The sequence below is a fragment of the Agrobacterium radiobacter genome (assembly GCF_040801995.1).
GTDB lineage: Bacteria > Pseudomonadota > Alphaproteobacteria > Rhizobiales > Rhizobiaceae > Agrobacterium > Agrobacterium radiobacter.
This window is the reverse complement of the sequence record NZ_JBEGHX010000001.1, coordinates 889767-905856: the sequence shown is the minus strand read 5'-3', so window position 1 is coordinate 905856 and position 16090 is coordinate 889767. Positions and strand designations below refer to the sequence as shown.

General features: G+C 57.0%; 24 protein-coding genes. All 24 read right to left on the bottom strand.

The window, feature by feature from the left end; genetic code table 11:
* Positions 1–2: 2 nt before the first annotated feature.
* The 24 genes from MRBLRC7O_RS04615 to MRBLRC7O_RS04500 all read right to left on the bottom strand — a co-directional run bounded on the left by MRBLRC7O_RS04615 (position 3) and on the right by MRBLRC7O_RS04500 (position 16042).
* Positions 3–452, bottom strand: a complete 450-nt coding sequence (locus MRBLRC7O_RS04615; protein WP_367727351.1) for a GNAT family N-acetyltransferase — start codon at positions 450–452, stop codon at positions 3–5.
* Complete coding sequence (locus tag MRBLRC7O_RS04610; protein WP_367727350.1) at positions 449–2017, bottom strand: hypothetical protein; 1569 nt, start codon at positions 2015–2017, stop codon at positions 449–451. Before MRBLRC7O_RS04610 ends, MRBLRC7O_RS04615 begins: the two co-directional genes overlap by 4 nt.
* Entirely contained in the window at positions 2014–2709 is a 696-nt protein-coding gene (locus MRBLRC7O_RS04605; protein WP_367727349.1) for a phage adaptor protein, read from the bottom strand. The genes MRBLRC7O_RS04610 and MRBLRC7O_RS04605 overlap by 4 nt, the downstream gene beginning before the upstream one ends.
* Positions 2710–2711: 2 nt before the next feature.
* Complete coding sequence (locus MRBLRC7O_RS04600; RefSeq protein WP_367727348.1) at positions 2712–3419, bottom strand: hypothetical protein; 708 nt, start codon at positions 3417–3419, stop codon at positions 2712–2714.
* Between the two features lie 67 nt (positions 3420–3486).
* Entirely contained in the window at positions 3487–3642 is a 156-nt protein-coding gene (locus MRBLRC7O_RS04595) for a hypothetical protein (RefSeq protein ID WP_367727347.1), read from the bottom strand.
* On the bottom strand, positions 3639–4130 hold the full coding sequence (locus MRBLRC7O_RS04590) for a hypothetical protein (RefSeq protein ID WP_367727346.1): 492 nt from the start codon (positions 4128–4130) through the stop codon (positions 3639–3641). The genes MRBLRC7O_RS04595 and MRBLRC7O_RS04590 overlap by 4 nt, the downstream gene beginning before the upstream one ends.
* Positions 4131–4142: 12 nt before the next feature.
* Positions 4143–5144: a phage major capsid protein gene (locus MRBLRC7O_RS04585; protein WP_367727345.1), complete on the bottom strand. Its 1002-nt coding sequence runs from the start codon at positions 5142–5144 to the stop codon at positions 4143–4145.
* 28 nt (positions 5145–5172) lie between these two features.
* A complete protein-coding gene (locus tag MRBLRC7O_RS04580) occupies positions 5173–6258 on the bottom strand; it encodes a hypothetical protein (RefSeq protein ID WP_367727344.1) in 1086 nt (361 codons plus the stop codon).
* Between the two features lie 27 nt (positions 6259–6285).
* Positions 6286–6492 carry a hypothetical protein gene (locus MRBLRC7O_RS04575; protein WP_367727343.1) on the bottom strand — a complete coding sequence of 69 codons (207 nt, stop codon included), beginning with the start codon at positions 6490–6492 and terminating at the stop codon, positions 6286–6288.
* Between the two features lie 156 nt (positions 6493–6648).
* Entirely contained in the window at positions 6649–6888 is a 240-nt protein-coding gene (locus MRBLRC7O_RS04570) for a hypothetical protein (RefSeq protein WP_367727342.1), read from the bottom strand.
* Positions 6885–9005, bottom strand: coding sequence for an HlyD family secretion protein (locus MRBLRC7O_RS04565; protein ID WP_367727341.1), 2121 nt, complete (start codon positions 9003–9005; stop codon positions 6885–6887). Before MRBLRC7O_RS04565 ends, MRBLRC7O_RS04570 begins: the two co-directional genes overlap by 4 nt.
* A 9-nt stretch (positions 9006–9014) precedes the next feature.
* Entirely contained in the window at positions 9015–10520 is a 1506-nt protein-coding gene (locus tag MRBLRC7O_RS04560; protein WP_367727340.1) for a terminase large subunit domain-containing protein, read from the bottom strand.
* Positions 10504–10941, bottom strand: a complete 438-nt coding sequence (locus MRBLRC7O_RS04555) for a terminase small subunit-like protein (RefSeq protein WP_367727339.1) — start codon at positions 10939–10941, stop codon at positions 10504–10506. The genes MRBLRC7O_RS04560 and MRBLRC7O_RS04555 overlap by 17 nt, the downstream gene beginning before the upstream one ends.
* 240 nt (positions 10942–11181) lie before the next feature.
* Positions 11182–11391 carry a hypothetical protein gene (locus MRBLRC7O_RS04550; RefSeq protein ID WP_367727338.1) on the bottom strand — a complete coding sequence of 70 codons (210 nt, stop codon included), beginning with the start codon at positions 11389–11391 and terminating at the stop codon, positions 11182–11184.
* Positions 11388–11723 (bottom strand): hypothetical protein, encoded by a 336-nt coding sequence (locus tag MRBLRC7O_RS04545; protein ID WP_367727337.1) that lies wholly within the window; start codon positions 11721–11723, stop codon positions 11388–11390. The genes MRBLRC7O_RS04550 and MRBLRC7O_RS04545 overlap by 4 nt, the downstream gene beginning before the upstream one ends.
* A 30-nt stretch (positions 11724–11753) precedes the next feature.
* A complete protein-coding gene (locus tag MRBLRC7O_RS04540) occupies positions 11754–11891 on the bottom strand; it encodes a hypothetical protein (RefSeq protein WP_367727336.1) in 138 nt (45 codons plus the stop codon).
* A gap of 215 nt (positions 11892–12106) precedes the next feature.
* Complete coding sequence (locus tag MRBLRC7O_RS04535; RefSeq protein ID WP_367727335.1) at positions 12107–12670, bottom strand: GIY-YIG nuclease family protein; 564 nt, start codon at positions 12668–12670, stop codon at positions 12107–12109.
* Between the two features lie 126 nt (positions 12671–12796).
* Complete coding sequence (locus MRBLRC7O_RS04530; RefSeq protein WP_367727334.1) at positions 12797–13420, bottom strand: transcription termination/antitermination NusG family protein; 624 nt, start codon at positions 13418–13420, stop codon at positions 12797–12799.
* A 17-nt stretch (positions 13421–13437) separates the two neighbouring features.
* A complete protein-coding gene (locus tag MRBLRC7O_RS04525) occupies positions 13438–13596 on the bottom strand; it encodes a hypothetical protein (protein ID WP_336376971.1) in 159 nt (52 codons plus the stop codon).
* Positions 13593–14213, bottom strand: coding sequence for a helix-turn-helix domain-containing protein (locus MRBLRC7O_RS25515; protein ID WP_409338800.1), 621 nt, complete (start codon positions 14211–14213; stop codon positions 13593–13595). The genes MRBLRC7O_RS04525 and MRBLRC7O_RS25515 overlap by 4 nt, the downstream gene beginning before the upstream one ends.
* Positions 14210–14572 (bottom strand): phage replication initiator YdaU family protein, encoded by a 363-nt coding sequence (locus MRBLRC7O_RS04515; RefSeq protein ID WP_367727333.1) that lies wholly within the window; start codon positions 14570–14572, stop codon positions 14210–14212. Before MRBLRC7O_RS04515 ends, MRBLRC7O_RS25515 begins: the two co-directional genes overlap by 4 nt.
* Positions 14569–14826, bottom strand: coding sequence for a hypothetical protein (locus MRBLRC7O_RS04510; protein WP_367727332.1), 258 nt, complete (start codon positions 14824–14826; stop codon positions 14569–14571). Before MRBLRC7O_RS04510 ends, MRBLRC7O_RS04515 begins: the two co-directional genes overlap by 4 nt.
* A complete protein-coding gene (locus tag MRBLRC7O_RS04505; RefSeq protein ID WP_367727331.1) occupies positions 14823–15188 on the bottom strand; it encodes a RusA family crossover junction endodeoxyribonuclease in 366 nt (121 codons plus the stop codon). Before MRBLRC7O_RS04505 ends, MRBLRC7O_RS04510 begins: the two co-directional genes overlap by 4 nt.
* Positions 15185–16042 carry a DNA cytosine methyltransferase gene (locus MRBLRC7O_RS04500; protein WP_367727330.1) on the bottom strand — a complete coding sequence of 286 codons (858 nt, stop codon included), beginning with the start codon at positions 16040–16042 and terminating at the stop codon, positions 15185–15187. Before MRBLRC7O_RS04500 ends, MRBLRC7O_RS04505 begins: the two co-directional genes overlap by 4 nt.
* Between the last annotated feature and the right edge of the window lie 48 nt (positions 16043–16090).

Genomic DNA, 16090 nt, shown 5'->3' with positions numbered 1-16090 from the left:
GGCTAACCTCTCTTTCGATTGAACTTGTTTGAGACCCACGCATCGTCAGTGAGCAGAAAAACGTTCTCGTCCTTGTCACGGCCCCTCAGGCGCGGGATCACGTACAATTCAAACCCGTATGCCGTGAGCATTCGACGCAACGGAGCGTCGTCCGGATCAACTCGCATGACGACCGCCTGGCAGTCGCATTCCTCAAATGGGTATGCGAACATTTTTCGTAGCGTCTCACGCGTCAGCCATCGCTTTGACGTGCCGGCACCAGAGATTTCAATCACACCGGCTTCAGGCTCGTAGTTGTGATAAATCATGCCCGCGATCAGATCGCCGTTCTCGAATACCGCCAATGCTTGGCAATTGCCGAAATCGCGGAGTTTTCCCGGCCAGATCAGGTCTGCCACCCACTTTGAGAGCATGACCCGCTCGACGCCGGTAACGAACGATGCGTGGATCAAACGAGGAACCCGCCTGTTTCATATTCCACGTCAGACGCGATAAGCTCCAGCCGCGGGAATGGTGTTACAGCGCATGTCACCTGAACTTGTGGCGAGATGACATAGCCAGAGCGACCAATCGAGGCAACGATAGCGCGGCTGTCTACTGTGCCTGCGCTATCCCATGTCGCCTGATCCCAGAGTCCGCTATCCCATTCGTCTGTCGTATAGTCAGCGACAGAGGCGGGAGGCGTTGGCAACTGGATCTTGTAATTGACCGAAGCGGAAACCTTTGCCTTGAACGGGACAGACGCACGGAATGTGGATCGAACCGAATGTATTACTTTGTGAATACCCGGCGCCCGCATGTGATCAGGCAAGCCGATATACGTGCAGACATAAGGAACGCCGTCATCAGACCCGCCGACTTCCATCTTGTGTATTGTCCCGTCGTTGGTCCCGAAATAGCCATATCCATCAAAGTGGCCGAGGCAACGTGTGTTCCATCCCGTGAATTTGGCCCAGCCGCCCGTTTCCAGATTTGCCACGAAGCAGGCTTCGGAAACACCTTCGTTCGTCACCGGAAGACTTACCACCATCATGTTGTTGGTCGGCCACTTGATGATTTCCCATGGCAGCGTTTTCCGGGCCGTGACCTCAACTTTCCAGTCAGGCTCAATTGCTGCCGTAATAGATGCCAGAGACAAGGCTGAAACGTCCTTGCTGACCGCCTGGGAGATCGGAACAATGCCTGCCTCCGTTGCAAGAAGAAGATCACCACCGGCCCGCATGTTGGCGTTTGCGCCCATTGGCGGCGTTACCTGATACAGGCCAACCTTTGACCACGTGGTGGCGCTCGACGGATCGGTGCCCTGATAAACTGCAACCTCGCCAGTGGAAGATACGAATACGAGGCTGTCATCAAGGCCGGATCCACTATCCTGCGACCACTTGTAGGCGCCGATCAGAAAGCCGCCATCCTGAAACACGCCGTTCAGCGAAAACTCGGTCAGCGCGCCGTTGATTGCATCGGGGCCGAGGTAATAGGCCGATCGGCTGTCAACAGGGATAAACCAGAGACGGCTTGCAAAGACGAAATTGAAATTGAAATCAGCCGGCGTTGCGTAACCTGTCAGGGTGTGCGCTGCCCACGTCGTGCCGTCGAAATACTGCGGCGTGTCCGTGCCGTTGCAGATCGACAGAAAATCTCCGCCTGCCGTTCCCATTTGCGCTGTCGCGTAATAGCCGCTCGTTTGCCCGGAAATTGCCGCGGACGGGATAACATCAGCGTCGGCAACCGTCGTGATCTCGAAAACCTTGGTCTCGTCAGATGCGAAGAACTTCTCAACCGCGCCAGACTTGTAATTGAACATCCGCAGGACCGGGCCTGTGGAAATTGTCGCATACTTGATGTTGCCGCCGCGGAGCCGAATGCTGGTCTTTGTCGGAAACCAGTTTTCCAGCCTCAGAGCGCCACCGGGGCGAGCGGCAGCAAGCGTTTCGGCAGATACCCAGCCGCGGACGGCCGGAAGCGCCATAACGTTCCGTGTTTGTGTGCGGGCACCTGCCGCGACTGCCTGTCTCATGTCTCAATCGCCTGAGGGTATGCGGTGCGCGTGTCTTTTGGCATACGAACAGAGCCAATGCGGATCATCTTCGATCCCTTGTCCCTCACAACTAGGCGCGCCAGATGAGATTCGTAGTTTTCCATGTCTTCGGCATAGGCGCGGCCCTTGTTGGCCTTCCACTGCCAGATCATGCCGAGCTTCAGCAGCCGCTCGTCAATCGTAAAAGTATCCTCATCAGCGAGGAATTCCGTCTGGTATGCGCCGCCAGAGGCCTGAATGATCGTGTTCTTCTGATAAAAGAACTTGGCGGTTACGCCGGTTGCGAGGGCAGGCTTGATATGCATCTGGCCGCCGTAGATCGTCCACGCATTCACGACGAAATCAAAGTCCTGAACGTCAAGCTCAAGCCAGCGGTCGAGATCCGAGATGGGCGACAGGCATGTTTCCAGAGACGACGACCAGACCTGAGCCTTGACGAGCATCCGGGAATAATCCGTGGGAAGGTCAAAGGCTGAGGCCGAACCGTCGCCGGTCAGGGTGTGGATGGATGACAGTTTCTGCCAGTCATGGCCGGCGGCGATGCGCTCCGCCATCTCGTTTGCAAGCGAAAACAGTTCAACGATTTCGCGGTCGGTCGATGACGCCACAACGTCAGGAACGTCAAGCGCAATAACCTTCGCGACCTCTTTGCAAACGGATAGCAGGCTCATGATCAGGCGGCTTTCTGTGCTGCGATCCTGGCGTTAAGCTCGTCGGCTTTCTGCACCAGGGTATCGTGACTGCATTTGTGGTGCGGCTTGTCGCCGCCCTGCTCTTCGATCCAGAGACGAATCGTTTCATCGTCCCAATCGTAGAACGGGGATTCCTTGGCTTCGTAGTCATCGGCCGGCTGCGAACCGCCGTTGACCTTCTTTGCCAGTTCCTCGATCTGCTTGCGAAGTTCGGCGTTCTCGGCCTCAAGCTTGTCGGCAAACTGGACGTTGTTTGCCTTGTTCAGGAAGTCTTCAGCGCGGGTTTTCAGTTCGCGGGCGCCCATGCCGAGCTTCTGGAGCAGCGTGCCGTCCAGCATGGCCAGACCTTCGACCGTGAACACATTGGATGCCTTGAGTTCGGCAACCTTGGAGCCTGAAAGGCCAAGGCTTTCGAGCGGCGTGCCGGTTTCCAGATCCTTGGCGCCAGCCTTGAACACCTCATAGTGCTTGTGGAATTCTTCCTTGTAGCGGAGGCGGCTGCCGTCAGGGTTGCGGGCCGTGCCGAAGTCTTCTGCCGGCGCAACGAATATGTTCTGCTTGTCACCGACGAAGCGGATGCGCACGAATTCCGTGTCCTCGTAAACAGGTTTGCCCTGTTCTGCGGAAAGACGCGGGTTGTGGACGCTGTCAGTGAAGAATTCGACGTGAAGGTGGGGTGTGTCGGACATTGGTTCCTGTTCCGTCTGAGGGAGTGTGGTGGGGAGAAGGGGCGACCGGAGCCGCCCCCGTCAGTCGTTAGGCGTCGATAACAACAATCATTGCTGCGATCTTGGCGTGCATTTCTGCGAGCAATGCCGCTGTCGTGAATGCATCGTAATTGTGCGTGGCGATGTCGCGATAGATTGCTATCATGTCATCAAAGTACGGCTGCAACTCTTCAAGCGTCATCATGCTGGGCTCGCATCATCCATGAACGGACGCTGAATTTCGAACTCAGCGAGACCGGTCGAAGGCGTATCCACTGCGGATGCACCCTTGGCCAGTTTCACGCGGTCGCCAGCTACAACGGCGTCGTCTACGCTGCCCGCAGTCGCGGTCGCGTAAACGAGAGCATTATCAACATAGCCGGCAAGAGCCTTGCCGATAGCCTTGCCGCTGATCTGATACCAGCCATACTGGTTGGCAACATTGGCGGACATGGCGACGGCAACCGGGCCGATGGCATTTGCAGCCAGCAGAGCCGTGGTGTTGCCGTCCTGGTCGTAGGTGACCCACGAACCAACGGCGGTGCTTGCGACACCAACGAGGTAGATGAATTCACCCGCGCCATAGGTCGGGTCCTTGGCCTTCACGATCAGGCCAAGTTCGTGCTTTGCAGTGGTCGAGGTATCAGCGATCGCCTGACCAAGCAGCATGTTGTCTGCGATAGTGTATGCCATTGTCAGGTCTCCTTACGGTGCGCTGTCGTAGAGCTTCGCAAAGTGAAGCGGGTTGTTCAGCGTCAGGTTGCCGAAAAATCCGATATGCTGCACGACAGCATCCTGATTGATCGGGGTCTGCTTGCCGCCGAACTTCACGAAGTTACGATCCGGGTGATACCGGAACTTCAGCGCCGAAGTGTCGATGAAGTACGACGTGTTAGAAGGCATGGCCGAGCCAATACCGCCTTCAAGCACAACGTCCACGGACTTGCCGGAGCCGTAGTACTTCAGATTGGTGAAGCCGAGCTTGCCGAGTTCGTTTTCGTCATTGATGCGCTGGATTGCGGTGGTGGCAGCGGTGTAGGCAATGTAATGCTCCTGAGAGGAGACAATCACACTCGGACCCTTGGTGCCGCGGCTGCGGGCGATCATGATATTGTCGAAGATCGTCTTGACCGTGGTCGAGTTGACCGCAGTAATGCCGGAGAATGCCGAGTTGGCGTCGTACGTGGTTGTGCGCCAGATGGCATTGTCAGCACGGGAGATGCCGCCGTAGGTGCCGCTGTCAACTGTGGTCGGAATGGCCAGCTGAAGGCCGCCGATCTGGTTGGAGGCAGTACCGTTGGAATGCAGGTCTTCCACGAAGCGGTCAACAAGCTCGACTTCGGCCGCAGCGATGTGCTCTTCCATGATGTCGAGCAGCTGGTTGCTGCCGCTGTTCTTCAGGATGTCTTCACCGGAGAGCGTGACCGACACGGCGGCGAGCTTCGGGGTGAATTCAGCATCGTTGAAGAGTTCGGCGGGCGCAGGGTTGAGGAACTGGTAGCCGGAATAGCGGGTATAGGTGCCGCTTTCAGCATACAGCAGACGTTCGCGGATGGTTGGGCCGGAGAACGTCTTGAACTGGCCACGCTTTTTCATGAGGTACAGAATGGCGTTCGAGTTCGACACAAGGTCAGCGTAACCCTGCGACCGATCCTCAAGCGCCAGCGAAAACGCTTCTTGCAAGCGCTCGTTGGTGTTCAGAGCCATTTGCTCTTACTCCTGTGAGTGAGGTTGATCAGATGCCCACACTCGCGAATGCCCTTTGAAGAGCATCGCGTGGGCTTTCTGGCGGTTTACGGCTTGCCGGGTTTGAGCCGGAGGCAGGAGCGCCAGACGGGGAAAGTTGACCTTTGCGCGTTTGAGGCGATGCGGTCGGCGTAGTGGCTGCCGGGGCAGCGGGTGCGGGCGCAGCAACAGCAGGCGCGGGGTTGAGCCTGTCCGCCATGCTGTATGCTTCGTCCAAACTTGGTGCCATGCCATTGGTGAGGAGCTTGGTGATCGTCTCGCTCAACTCATCAAAACGCCCGTGGGCCGGGTCGGCAGCAAAGGCGTCGATCTGGTCGAGAAGCGCCTTTTCCTGCTGGCTCTGGATTGTGGTAGTGACGCCGCCGATCTGCTTTTTCAGGTCAGCGATTTCAGACTTCAGGTCATTGATATAGGTGTCTGTCTGGGTGCGCTGTTGATCCTGAGGCTGGCCCATGACATGGGAGGCGACCTGCTCAAGCGAAAGACCGAGATTGCGGCAGATGGTGTCGAGGCCCTTGATCGGGTCTTGCGCGAGGAGATTTTCGATCCCGGTGTAATGGTCGAACACTTCCTTGAACGTCTGGCCGGTGGCCTTCAGCTGCTTGTCGAAATCCTTGTACGGCTCGAATGCCTGCTGGTACTGCTGAATACCGCCCTCAAGCTCCTTTATGGCGCGGGTGACTTCCGCCTTGACCGGTTCCGGCGCGGTAGCCCATGCGGCCTTTGCGTCAGGAGAGAAGCGGCTGGGGGCTTCGGCAAACGTCGTGGCAGGCTTTGTTGCATCTTCGGGATTGGCGGCGGGCTGCTGCGCTTCCTTCGGCTGCTGTGTGGCGTCGGTCGCCTTGAATGTGCCGTCAGGATTGCGCTCGCGGCCGGTCTGTTGCGTTTCTGTCTGTGCTGACTGCTCCGTGGTCCTGTTCTTCTCCTGCATCGCAGCGAATGCGCGCTCGATAGCACCGCGGGGCGTCGGTTCTGCCGGAGCGGAAGGCTGGGCGGCTTCAGCCGGAGCGCTGGAAACCTGAGCTTCAGGCATGGGGGCGGCTTCAGCCGCAACATTCATTGCTTCTTCGGTCATGATCGGTTCCGTCTGAGGGAGTGTGAATTAAGCGCCAAATCCAGTCTGGCTGAGTGCTTTGCCAACCGCTGCCTTGATGGCCTTGCGATCGGGTGCGGGCTTCTTGAAGGGCTTCGGGTCAATCACGCTGCTGTCGTTGCCAACTTCGACATAGCGCTTGCCCTCGGCGTTGCCTGAAGGCATGTAGGTGGCCCGAATAGCCGCTTTGCTGGTGTAGTATTTGCCGTCAACCATACTCTGCGTCGGCTCGATGGTGTCGCCAATGACGCGAGGGGCTGGGAGATCAGACGCTGCGTAGTTTCGCTCAGGCATGCAGTTATGCGGGACGTTATCAACTGGGTGCCAGCCGCCGCAGCACCGGCACAGACGCTCACGCGACATATTGCCTCCTCAGTACATTGCAAACAGACCAGTGCCGACCGTGCATTTCACGATGGAGAACGGGTAGACCGTTCCGGCAACGAGGGTCATGGTGACAGTATTGGCAGCATCATCGACAAATGCGACGGTAAATGATCCATCCGTCTCAATGAAAACGCCGCGGGTTTCTGCAAAGGCGGTCGCTGAGGCCGTGATGGCAACGGCACGCCGCACCGGAACCACCTGTGAGGCTGGGGGTAGGTTGCTCATTGTACTGGCTCCGTGTTCGGTTGTTCTGCCTTGGCCTGAGCGCTGATAACCGCGGCGTCGGCCTGCTTGTTGATGCGCTCGATCTCCGCATAAATCTTCTGGATTTCAGCGCCGGTCTTCTGGAGTTCCGCTTGGGCCTGCTGCAATGCCGTCTGCGAACTGGCCTGCATCTCGGCCATACGACCCTGAGCCTCCATCATCCGGATTTGCGCATCCGTCTGCTTCATCTGAAGCTCGGCCTGCTTGGCTTCAGCGTCTGCCTTGGCCTTGATTGCCGCCGGGTCTTCCTTCGGCTCATTGGCCATGGTCTTCATCTGCTCAACGAAGTTATCGATCGCAGCCTCAAGCTGGCGTCCGGCACGGAACGGCGCAACGGCGAACTTGATAACCTCGCCTGCGAAGTCTGCCGTCTGTGACTGGGCCTGCACCATTGGCGCCAGCTGTGAAAGGCTCGTGGATAGCGCCGTGAGGAATTCCGTCGTGCGCTGCTTGGCCGCGTCCTCGTCAGCCTGAATGGTACTGTCAGTCTCGATCTGGAGCGCAAACGGGCGAATTCGCTGGTCACGAAGGAACGACGTCACCTGCTCGAACGTTACGGTCTGTGAAAGCTGCTGCTTCCTCTGCTGTGCCTGCTGCAACAGTTGCTTCGCCTGTTCCGGGTTGGCCTGAGCCTGCGCCATCATCTGCGAGTTGCTTGTGGCCTGCTGGATTTGAGCGTCAATCTGCATTATCTGCTGCTGCACTTCGGCGGCGGATGGCACAGCCTGGTACTGCGAATAGATCAGAAGCTCCTCGTCAGAGAAGTTTTCCGCCATTACCTCGCCCGAAATGCGGCTTGCGTCCAGCGAAACACGGATCATTTCTTCCTGACGCTCACGAATGCGGACAGAACCATACTGGCTCTTGAGTTGCTGCGCTCCAAGCGTCTCGTTGGCATCCGTCGCGCCGCGCATGATGTCGGACAGACCGGTGATCTGGTAGACGTCCTCAATCAGTTGCTTGCGAAGCTGGATCAACTGGGCAATAACCGCAGCAACCTGATCGACGGGCATCCAGAGGATAGCGTCCTTCATGCCCTGTCCGCCAAATGCCGCCATGTTGGGCACCGGGATCAGGATTGCATTATTGTCCGTCTTCTTCAGTGCTGCTTCGATGGCAGAGGCCAAATCCTCATTGCCACCAGCGTAAAACCCCTTCATGCGCAGCGCTCCGGAAAGAGCCGAGATCCGCGCCGTCATTTCGTTGATTTCCTCGATCTGGTCCTTGTAGTAGACGAAATCTGGAACCGGTATCAGCGTATTGCGTTGGACTGTGCCGTAGACAGGCCGCGGGCAAGGATAGAACTTCTCAAGCTTGAGGAACGGAGCCATAATGTCGAGAACGTCATTAAGGCCTTCAGCAACCCAGACGACCGCACCCTTGGCTTTGCTCCACAACTCGTAAACGCAGGCCGTCTTTTCCGCCGAATACTGATTGTCATCTCCCTTGCGGGAAACGAACTTCATCTTGCTCGTGTCCGCCTCAGGGAAGCGCGCCTTGACCTTCTCGATTGTCAGGTGCGTCTTGCGGGCAACCCATCCGACCTCTTTCCATTTGCGGGCGGGTTCGTGCACAAAATCCTTGCGGTCGATGTGATCGTAGCAAACGCGCTGCTTGCCGTCCGCATCTTCCTCAAGCCTGCACCACAGAACGCCGCGGGCATTTGTCGCCAGATCGTCTCGGACCAGCTTGAGGCTCTCGTGGATATCCTCCATGTCGAAAGACGTGAGGAGCGAGCGCTCGATGATCTCGGATGCGTGGCGGATAAGCTCCTTGTCTTTCTGCTGGTTCTTGAAGCGGCCTTGGCAGATCGGAACAGGCTGACGGGCATAGATCGACGGTTTCAGAACCTCAAGGTTGGCCCAGAATATTTGCATCTCGCGTTCGGCATTGCCAGACGACAGGGACTTTAGGTCTGAATAAAGCTTGTCGATCTTGTCGCACTTGTCCTGATAGTCCTGAAACGCCTTCTCAGCGTCCTTGATCGCTTCAAGCCAAGGCTTCGAAGCCCGCATGTCAGCGAAAGGATCTACGTCGGCACCATCGGCCGGCGCGTCCTTGCTTTCATATTCGTTCATCGGATGATCCTAAAGCTTGATGCGGGTTTTAGCCTGCGGCTCTGGTGCGCCCTGCAGGTACACCGTGCCGCGTGGCTGTGGCTTGGGACGATCGGCCGGGTTCGGTCGCGTCCATGGCCGTGACATGCAGCCGTATCGTGTTTCGTCCGCAGCGTGGTCTTCTGCCGTCGTATCCAGATCTTCCGGCCTGTCCGGGTCGTGCTGGAGCGCGGGAATGGTGCGGATCGAATGAATGCAGGTGCTGAAGAAGAACAACATCGGCCGCCCATCTTCGTCACCATCAAGCCTCGCCCTGACCTGATCCCAGCCACCCATGGCGCCACGGGCAGAAACGCGCTTGTTGTCAGCAGGCCTGAACATCGGTCCGCGGCCACCGTCATACATGCGCTCGGCGATTGATGGGCCTCCATCCTGGCTGAATGCTGCCGGGTCAAGCACACCGTAAGCGATCAGGTCTCCGGCCTCTCGTTCCTTGATGCCTTGGCCAACCTTTTCAGCCGTGAGCTTCAATCCCGTGTCAGGGATGAACTTGCCTTCATTGTCGTGCTTGACGCCGTACCACTCGCGGTACTTGACCAAAGCGCCACGAGGTATGACTTGCCCCGGCGCGACGATTGTATCGTCAGAGGCAACCGCATACCATCCGAAAGCAAAAGGCTTTGCACTGCCCCAGTCACCTGCCCTGAATCGCATCCAGTGGTCCGGTATCTCGAACGGGCGGACCACATGCCGGGACGTTGCGAAGTTGTCGAAGAACGCGCCCTCAACGATGTCCCAGTCACCGTCACGCATCGCCCTGACGAGGCTTTCGCTGCCAAGTCCTGACAGGCGGGCCTCATAACCGGGGTCATTGTCCGTCATGGACGGGTTATCTTCCAGCCTCGCGGGAATGTACTGCCGAAGCATCCCGCCTTCGCTGTTTGAAGCCCTGTAGACCTTCAGAGGCGTCACGCCATCAATGAAGGTGGTCTTGACGAACTGGTGGCCAACACCGCCGGGGTTTGCTCCACAGACAATGCGAGGGAACTTATTCTCGTACTGCTTGGGAAGCGTAATGCCTACCATTCGGACACGATTGCGAAGGAAGCGGTAAATCTTGTCCGTGAAGTGTGTCAGCTCATCGACCAGCAGCACATGTATTTCGGCGCCCTGATATTTGAACCGGTCCTTTTCGTCCTTACAGTGGCAAAGGTATATCTTGCTGCCGTTCCAGAAGCGGATTTCGTCCTCGACTATCTTGACAAAACCGCACTGCTCCCAGCCAGCCAAAAACTCGCGAAAGCCGCTCGGGCCTTCCATGTGGTTCTTTACGAGATCCTCGCGGATGCGGCGGAAAAGGTAAACCTGCAGACCCGGAATAGCGGCACACCACGTGATAGCTGCCATTCGCATCAGGTGAGACTTCCCACCACCAGCGGCGCCACCGTATAGAATCTCAGTTGCCAGACTGTCGAACGCGACCTGCTGCTTGGCGTGCAACGAGATGTTTAGCTCTGCGTCAGCCTTTGTTGGCATTGAAGTTGATCGTTGGGGTTAGAGTGACCTGCCCGCCATGCTCAAGCTCAAGCTTCTCGCCATACTTCTTGGGGCGCAGCTTCCCAGCCATCCACTTGCGGGCGTCGATTCTAAGTTTTGCTCGCTGGATGTTTTCGCCATTGGTAACCCAGCCAGCGTCCTCCTCACCGCGGCGCTCCATCCAGTCGTTGCGACCGTCATCGGCAATGTTGAGGATCTCATCGAAAATTGCGTCGGCTTGCTCTTCACGAGCGCGCGCGTACATGTCCGAGAATGTCTCGCTCTCAGTCAGCCATTTGAAAACTGTGGAGCGCGCTGGCATATCATCATCTTCGCAGATCGCCTTTAGGCTCTCGCCGTCTGCCAAACGTTCGCAAATGATCAACGCCATCTCTTCGCTATATGTTGTAACGCCAGCCATTGTCGTGTCTCCGTCTGAGGGAGTGCATCGTTCTCTTCCCTATCTGGGGTTATTCCGGTCTTGCTCACTTGACGCCGTAGTATGAAGGGGAAAGACAACCCTTGGAGCGGCGGCGATGGTTCTAAGCCGTGAGTGAAGCCTTGTTGCCTCGCGACCGGTGGTCGAAGCTGGATAACCCGCTCCCATGAAATTGAATTCTATCCGCCCGTAGGCAGATTGGCATTTCGCGATAATGGTTTTCTACGATTTGATTTCGCTTGGACAAATTAAGCCTAGGAATTCATCTCGCTTGCCGTAACTGATGCGGTACTTTCGACCGCCCTTAAGCGTAACTTCGAGATCAGCGCCAAAATCATCGACGGCAGCTATCTCATCTAGAGCGAACCACTGCTGGCTGTTCACCTTATAGAGGCGCATACCCCTCTCCCGCTCTTGCTCGGTGGTGGTCATGGGGTGGAATCCGTGCCGACCCTAAGAGCTTCAACCGGCCTCACGGCCTGCGGGTCTTTCGGGGTTACTCGTTTGGCCGGCGCTACTGGAAACCCTTGTTCGCTTGCCACGGAGTTCCATTTCAAATGGTTGCGGGCATAGACAACCCACAGAGCCGCGTTCATTGGCAGCAGGCCCCACGCGCCCGTCGTGAGTATCCAGACCAACCATAGAGCTTGGTTCAGAAGGCCGAACAGCCAAGCCTTTGGCGATTTATTCCCAGCCAGCACCGTCATGTAGATCGTGATGCACGAAAGCAGCCACGGCAAATACAGCCTCACGGCTTCGGTCATCGCTCTCTCCATGTGGGCGGGTGAATGGGGTTAGGCGGCGGCTTCGCGCTTGATGAAGACGCGGATTGACGGGGCCGTGCCTTCTCCGATCTTGTTCCACTGCTCGCGCTTGAACGGCATCAGGTCCACATGATCGGAGGCGCGATACCGGACTGCCTTCCGGGTCATGTCGGGCAGACCGTTCGACTTGCATTCCGTTGCCATGTTGGGCGAATTGGACGCTTTTGACTGGAGCGTGAACCAGCTAGAGGCTTTTCAGTGCACGGCCACTAGGTTTCCATCATATCGATGGTGCCACTCGCAAGCGCTAAGTCCGCTATCCAGTTGCGAGGCCAGATTGACGCGGAAAACTGCTTCGGCGGCTGCGATACGCAAATCGCCATCTAAATTATTCCTGCTTCCTTGCTCCATGTTGCCGCAAGTCGGCGCATTGAGTTATGCCCGTAGCAAGGAACTTCGAACTGGTTGGCTATCACTTCACGCGCCGTCTTAACGAGAAATTCAGGTCCACCCCTAAACCATTCTCGCGCATGGTGAAGTCCTAACCCTTTCAGCTTCCAGTGGATCGCCTTCTCCACCTGTACTATGTGCGCCGTTTCTTTATCAAGATCGGCCGCCTCGTCTAAGGCTTTCGCCTCCAGGTCCGGGTCAGTCCCATCACCCAACAGCATTTCAAAACGCCGCTGCGTCACAATGCTGTTTGGCCCTCTGACGTAGAGAACCTCATGAACCTTCGGGGCTTTCCAGCTTGAATTCCGGAATTGCACCAATCTGGTCATGATGGAATACGTGTATCCAACTTTGATTGGAGCGTCTGGCTCATCGCCTTCATGGCCGATAAAGTAAATCGAACCGTACCCAGCCATCAGCGCGGCTTTGCGCTCAATCGCGTTGAGCATTTGCAAGCCGCCGATTACTTTCCGCTTTGTCGATCTCTTGTCAGCCACAGGGAATTCCCAAATCTAGGGTGCATTTCCCCATCGTGCGGAATGATATGTTCCGCCGCAGGCCGTCGAGTATTCCCTTTGGTAATAACGAAAGGTCCGACTGAACACCTAAATCACGCCGAAACATTAGCTTGCCATCGCGAGATTTGCAAGGGGTCCATCGCCTTCAAGACCCTCCAATTCCTTGAGAATCAACAGAACTCTTTCTCGGGTGGCTGGAGACAGTTCATTCATGGCCTGTTCTGCCGCATATCGCATCGAAACCTTCTTGCGTCGGCCTTTCGGTAATATCAAACCAAGCTGGCGATTGAGGGCATTCCGGCGCTGCTGGTCAGCTAGCTTCTGCCGCTCCTCGCGCTCTCTGGTGTAGACGGCTTTGCGCTCCATGTCGGCAAGCATCAATAGGCCGATGTCTTCAGCATCGCGGAACACGGCCGGCGCTCCGTCGCGAGACGACTTGAGGAAGCACATCACCCCTTCTGTCTTGCGCACCTTCTCGTAGTCGTTATCGGTGATGTTGACGAACACATACCCAACTAGAAGCGGAAAGCGCTTGGCAATCACCTTGTTTGTCCGCTGGTGTCGAGCGTCCTGCCAGAATGACGGCATGTAAACGTCGATGCCCTCGTTGCGCAGATTACGCTCAATGATGCTTTCGCCTTCCCGGCCCGCAGGAAGATTTGCAGCCAGAGACGCCATACGCTGCGTGCCTGGCATTGGCCGTATTGCACACCATTTCGTTTTCTTCATGCCCGCCGCCCCTTCTGTTACTTCCTGCCGAGAATGCGCTTGATTTCATCCATGCAGGCCGATGCGCCGCGTCCTTGCAGGTATTGGTCGATGATGCGGTGAATGGCTGTCTCTCGCTTCTTGCGATCTGAGCCGGCCGCCTTGGCGTTTAGGATGGGCTTGGGAATGGTGTTCATTCGAGCCTGCCTTGGTGGACTTCTTCTCGCCACTTTGCATAGATGGCATCGAGGCGGGCTGATGATTCCAGCCGCTCTCGCTCCCTTTCGCGCCAGATGCGAATTTCTGCATCGAGCCTGCCTTGCGAGATAATTTCCTCGATTTTTCGGACAGAATTCAAAGTCGTGGTATGATCACGTCCCCCGCACCACCGGCCGATTTGCGGGTATGACAGATCAGGACGCTCTTCCTTGATCGCGTAGTTGATGAGGTGCCTTGGGAAAGTGAGGTGCCTTGTCCTTCTCTTCCCCTTGATCCCACGAAGGTCTACCCCTGGGAAGCGCTCAAGGATACTAAGGGCTATATCGTCCATAGTTCTCTTACCGGGGTGTTTTTCGTCGCCACCAAAGACAATTGGCTCATAAGCTTTCCAGATGAGGCTTAGTGACGCCGATATGGAGAAAGATATCGGCGCTAGCGTCTCCTCGCTGACCTCTGGCTCTGTGATCTCCACTGCCGGAGATGGCCGGCTCTTTTCCTCGAAGCGTTTTGCGGCTTCAATTTTCTTCAGCGCTCTTGCTCTTGCCGCCTCGTAGAACGCAATTTGAGAGGGGGTACGCAACTGGTGCATGTTCATCTGAAACTCCTCGCTTCACGCTCTTTCTCGCGGCGAATGTATTCTTCCCGGCTTTCCGACATGCGGGCTACGGGTGAAACACTGTATGTGCCGAATGGCGGCGGTCGATCGGTCCCGGCGTGCGGAAGCTTGGCACGGGCGTTCGTAAACCAGTCGGAGCGAAAACCCTGCCAGCCGTGAAGGATCTGCATTTCAGCGGCTTCCTGCGGGCTTCCGGTCTTCTCGTATTCCTTGACGAGAAGCTTGGCGGCGTAGGCGGTCAGGGGCTTTTTTACCGTCTTCTTGCGATGCTCTATGAGGGCTTCAGCAAGGTCTTCGCCAACGCAGGCTGACAGAATTGTTTTGATGTCTTCGGTCACTTTACCACCTCCAGCTTCCGTTTTGACGGCGCTTTCCTTGGGCCGTGGCCAGATCCCAGCCAGTGGTCGTCACTCTTGTGGCCAATTGGATCGTCGGCCAGTTGAGCGCGGACCTTTTCAACGCCAACTTCGACATCCATCTGATAAACCCGGTCGTCAGGGCAATGATCGTTGATCAGGTAGAATTCGATTGGCTCGTCGCTGTAGATCGTGAAGCAGCCTTGCTCATCCATGTTGAGAATAACTCTGTTCATGCTGCGACCTCCTGTGCCGCTTCGGTGACTGTCACAATGCATGGTGCTTGCAGGCCAGAGGCCCACGTCATCACCAAGCGCTGGCATTTACTGTCGTCCTGAATGACCCCGTGCATGACGAGGAAATCCTGAACGGCCTTTTCGAGATTGCCGAGATCTCTTGCCCGCTTATCGGGAGCCTCAAGGCATATGGCGATGTGATAAGGGCCGATGTTTTGCCGGTGGCTGTCCCTGACGTGCAGAGAGGCTTCAGCTATCCAGGCGTTGTATCGTGCCGTCTTGTGCCGTCCGCGCTTCTTGCCGCCGTTCGCATATGCTGCGTTGACAGAGACAGGGAATGGGAGGTGAAGGGTCACGCTCATGCGTATACCTCCATGTATGCGCCGATCACTTCCGCCGCGACTTGCGGGACGATGGCATTTCCGTAGGCGCGCAGCTTTCCCGCTCGAGCGGGAACCCCATGAGCCAACAGACGAATGCCGGGTTCAATGCGCCGGGCTTTTCCATCGGCGCCAACTGCCCACTCCGAACATGACCAGCTTGTGTGATTTGAGCGGCTTGGCACGTATCTTGAGGTGATCCCTTCCGTTTTATCTCGCGAACCGCACCATCCAGAGAGCGAACATTCTTCTCCCCGTCCGCCGCGCGGGGCGTAGGATAAAGAGCCGCCTGTCTCGGCAACTGATCCAGCCGGGTTCGCTTCGATCCGTCGGGGTTGGTCCCGGTTGTCGCCATGCCGGTGCTGTCCTTCCAATCGCGTGCGCTCGGTGTGGTCCACATCGTCGCCCCAAACCGAACTGCTTCGCTCAGATACAGCGGCACGGAATTCTGATTTGCGTTGCTCTTCCGAAATGCCGCGCACTTCATAAGTGTTTCGTCGGACCTGTCCCGATTGACTGCCGTTGCTGTCGGCCACAAACCAAAGTCGATCTCGTCTATGGGGCGCATCGACGGCACAAGCCGGAACAACTGCCGCCCCGCAGGCGTAGCCGATGCCTTCCAGGTCAGAATGCACTCCGTCGAGCCAATCCTTTCCAACCGCAGCCGCAACCTGTTCTCCCATGACGACAGCGGGCCGTCTGGCAGCAATGAGGCCGAAGAAGACCGGCCAGAGGTGGCGCTCGTCGGCTTGGCCTTCGCCTTTGCCAGCAACGCTGAAGGGCTGGCAGGGGCATGAGCCTGTCCAGAGTTCCCGATCATCAGGATATCCAGCCAATCGAGCTGCGTAGGACCACCCGCCGATGCCGGCGAAGAAGTGGCATTG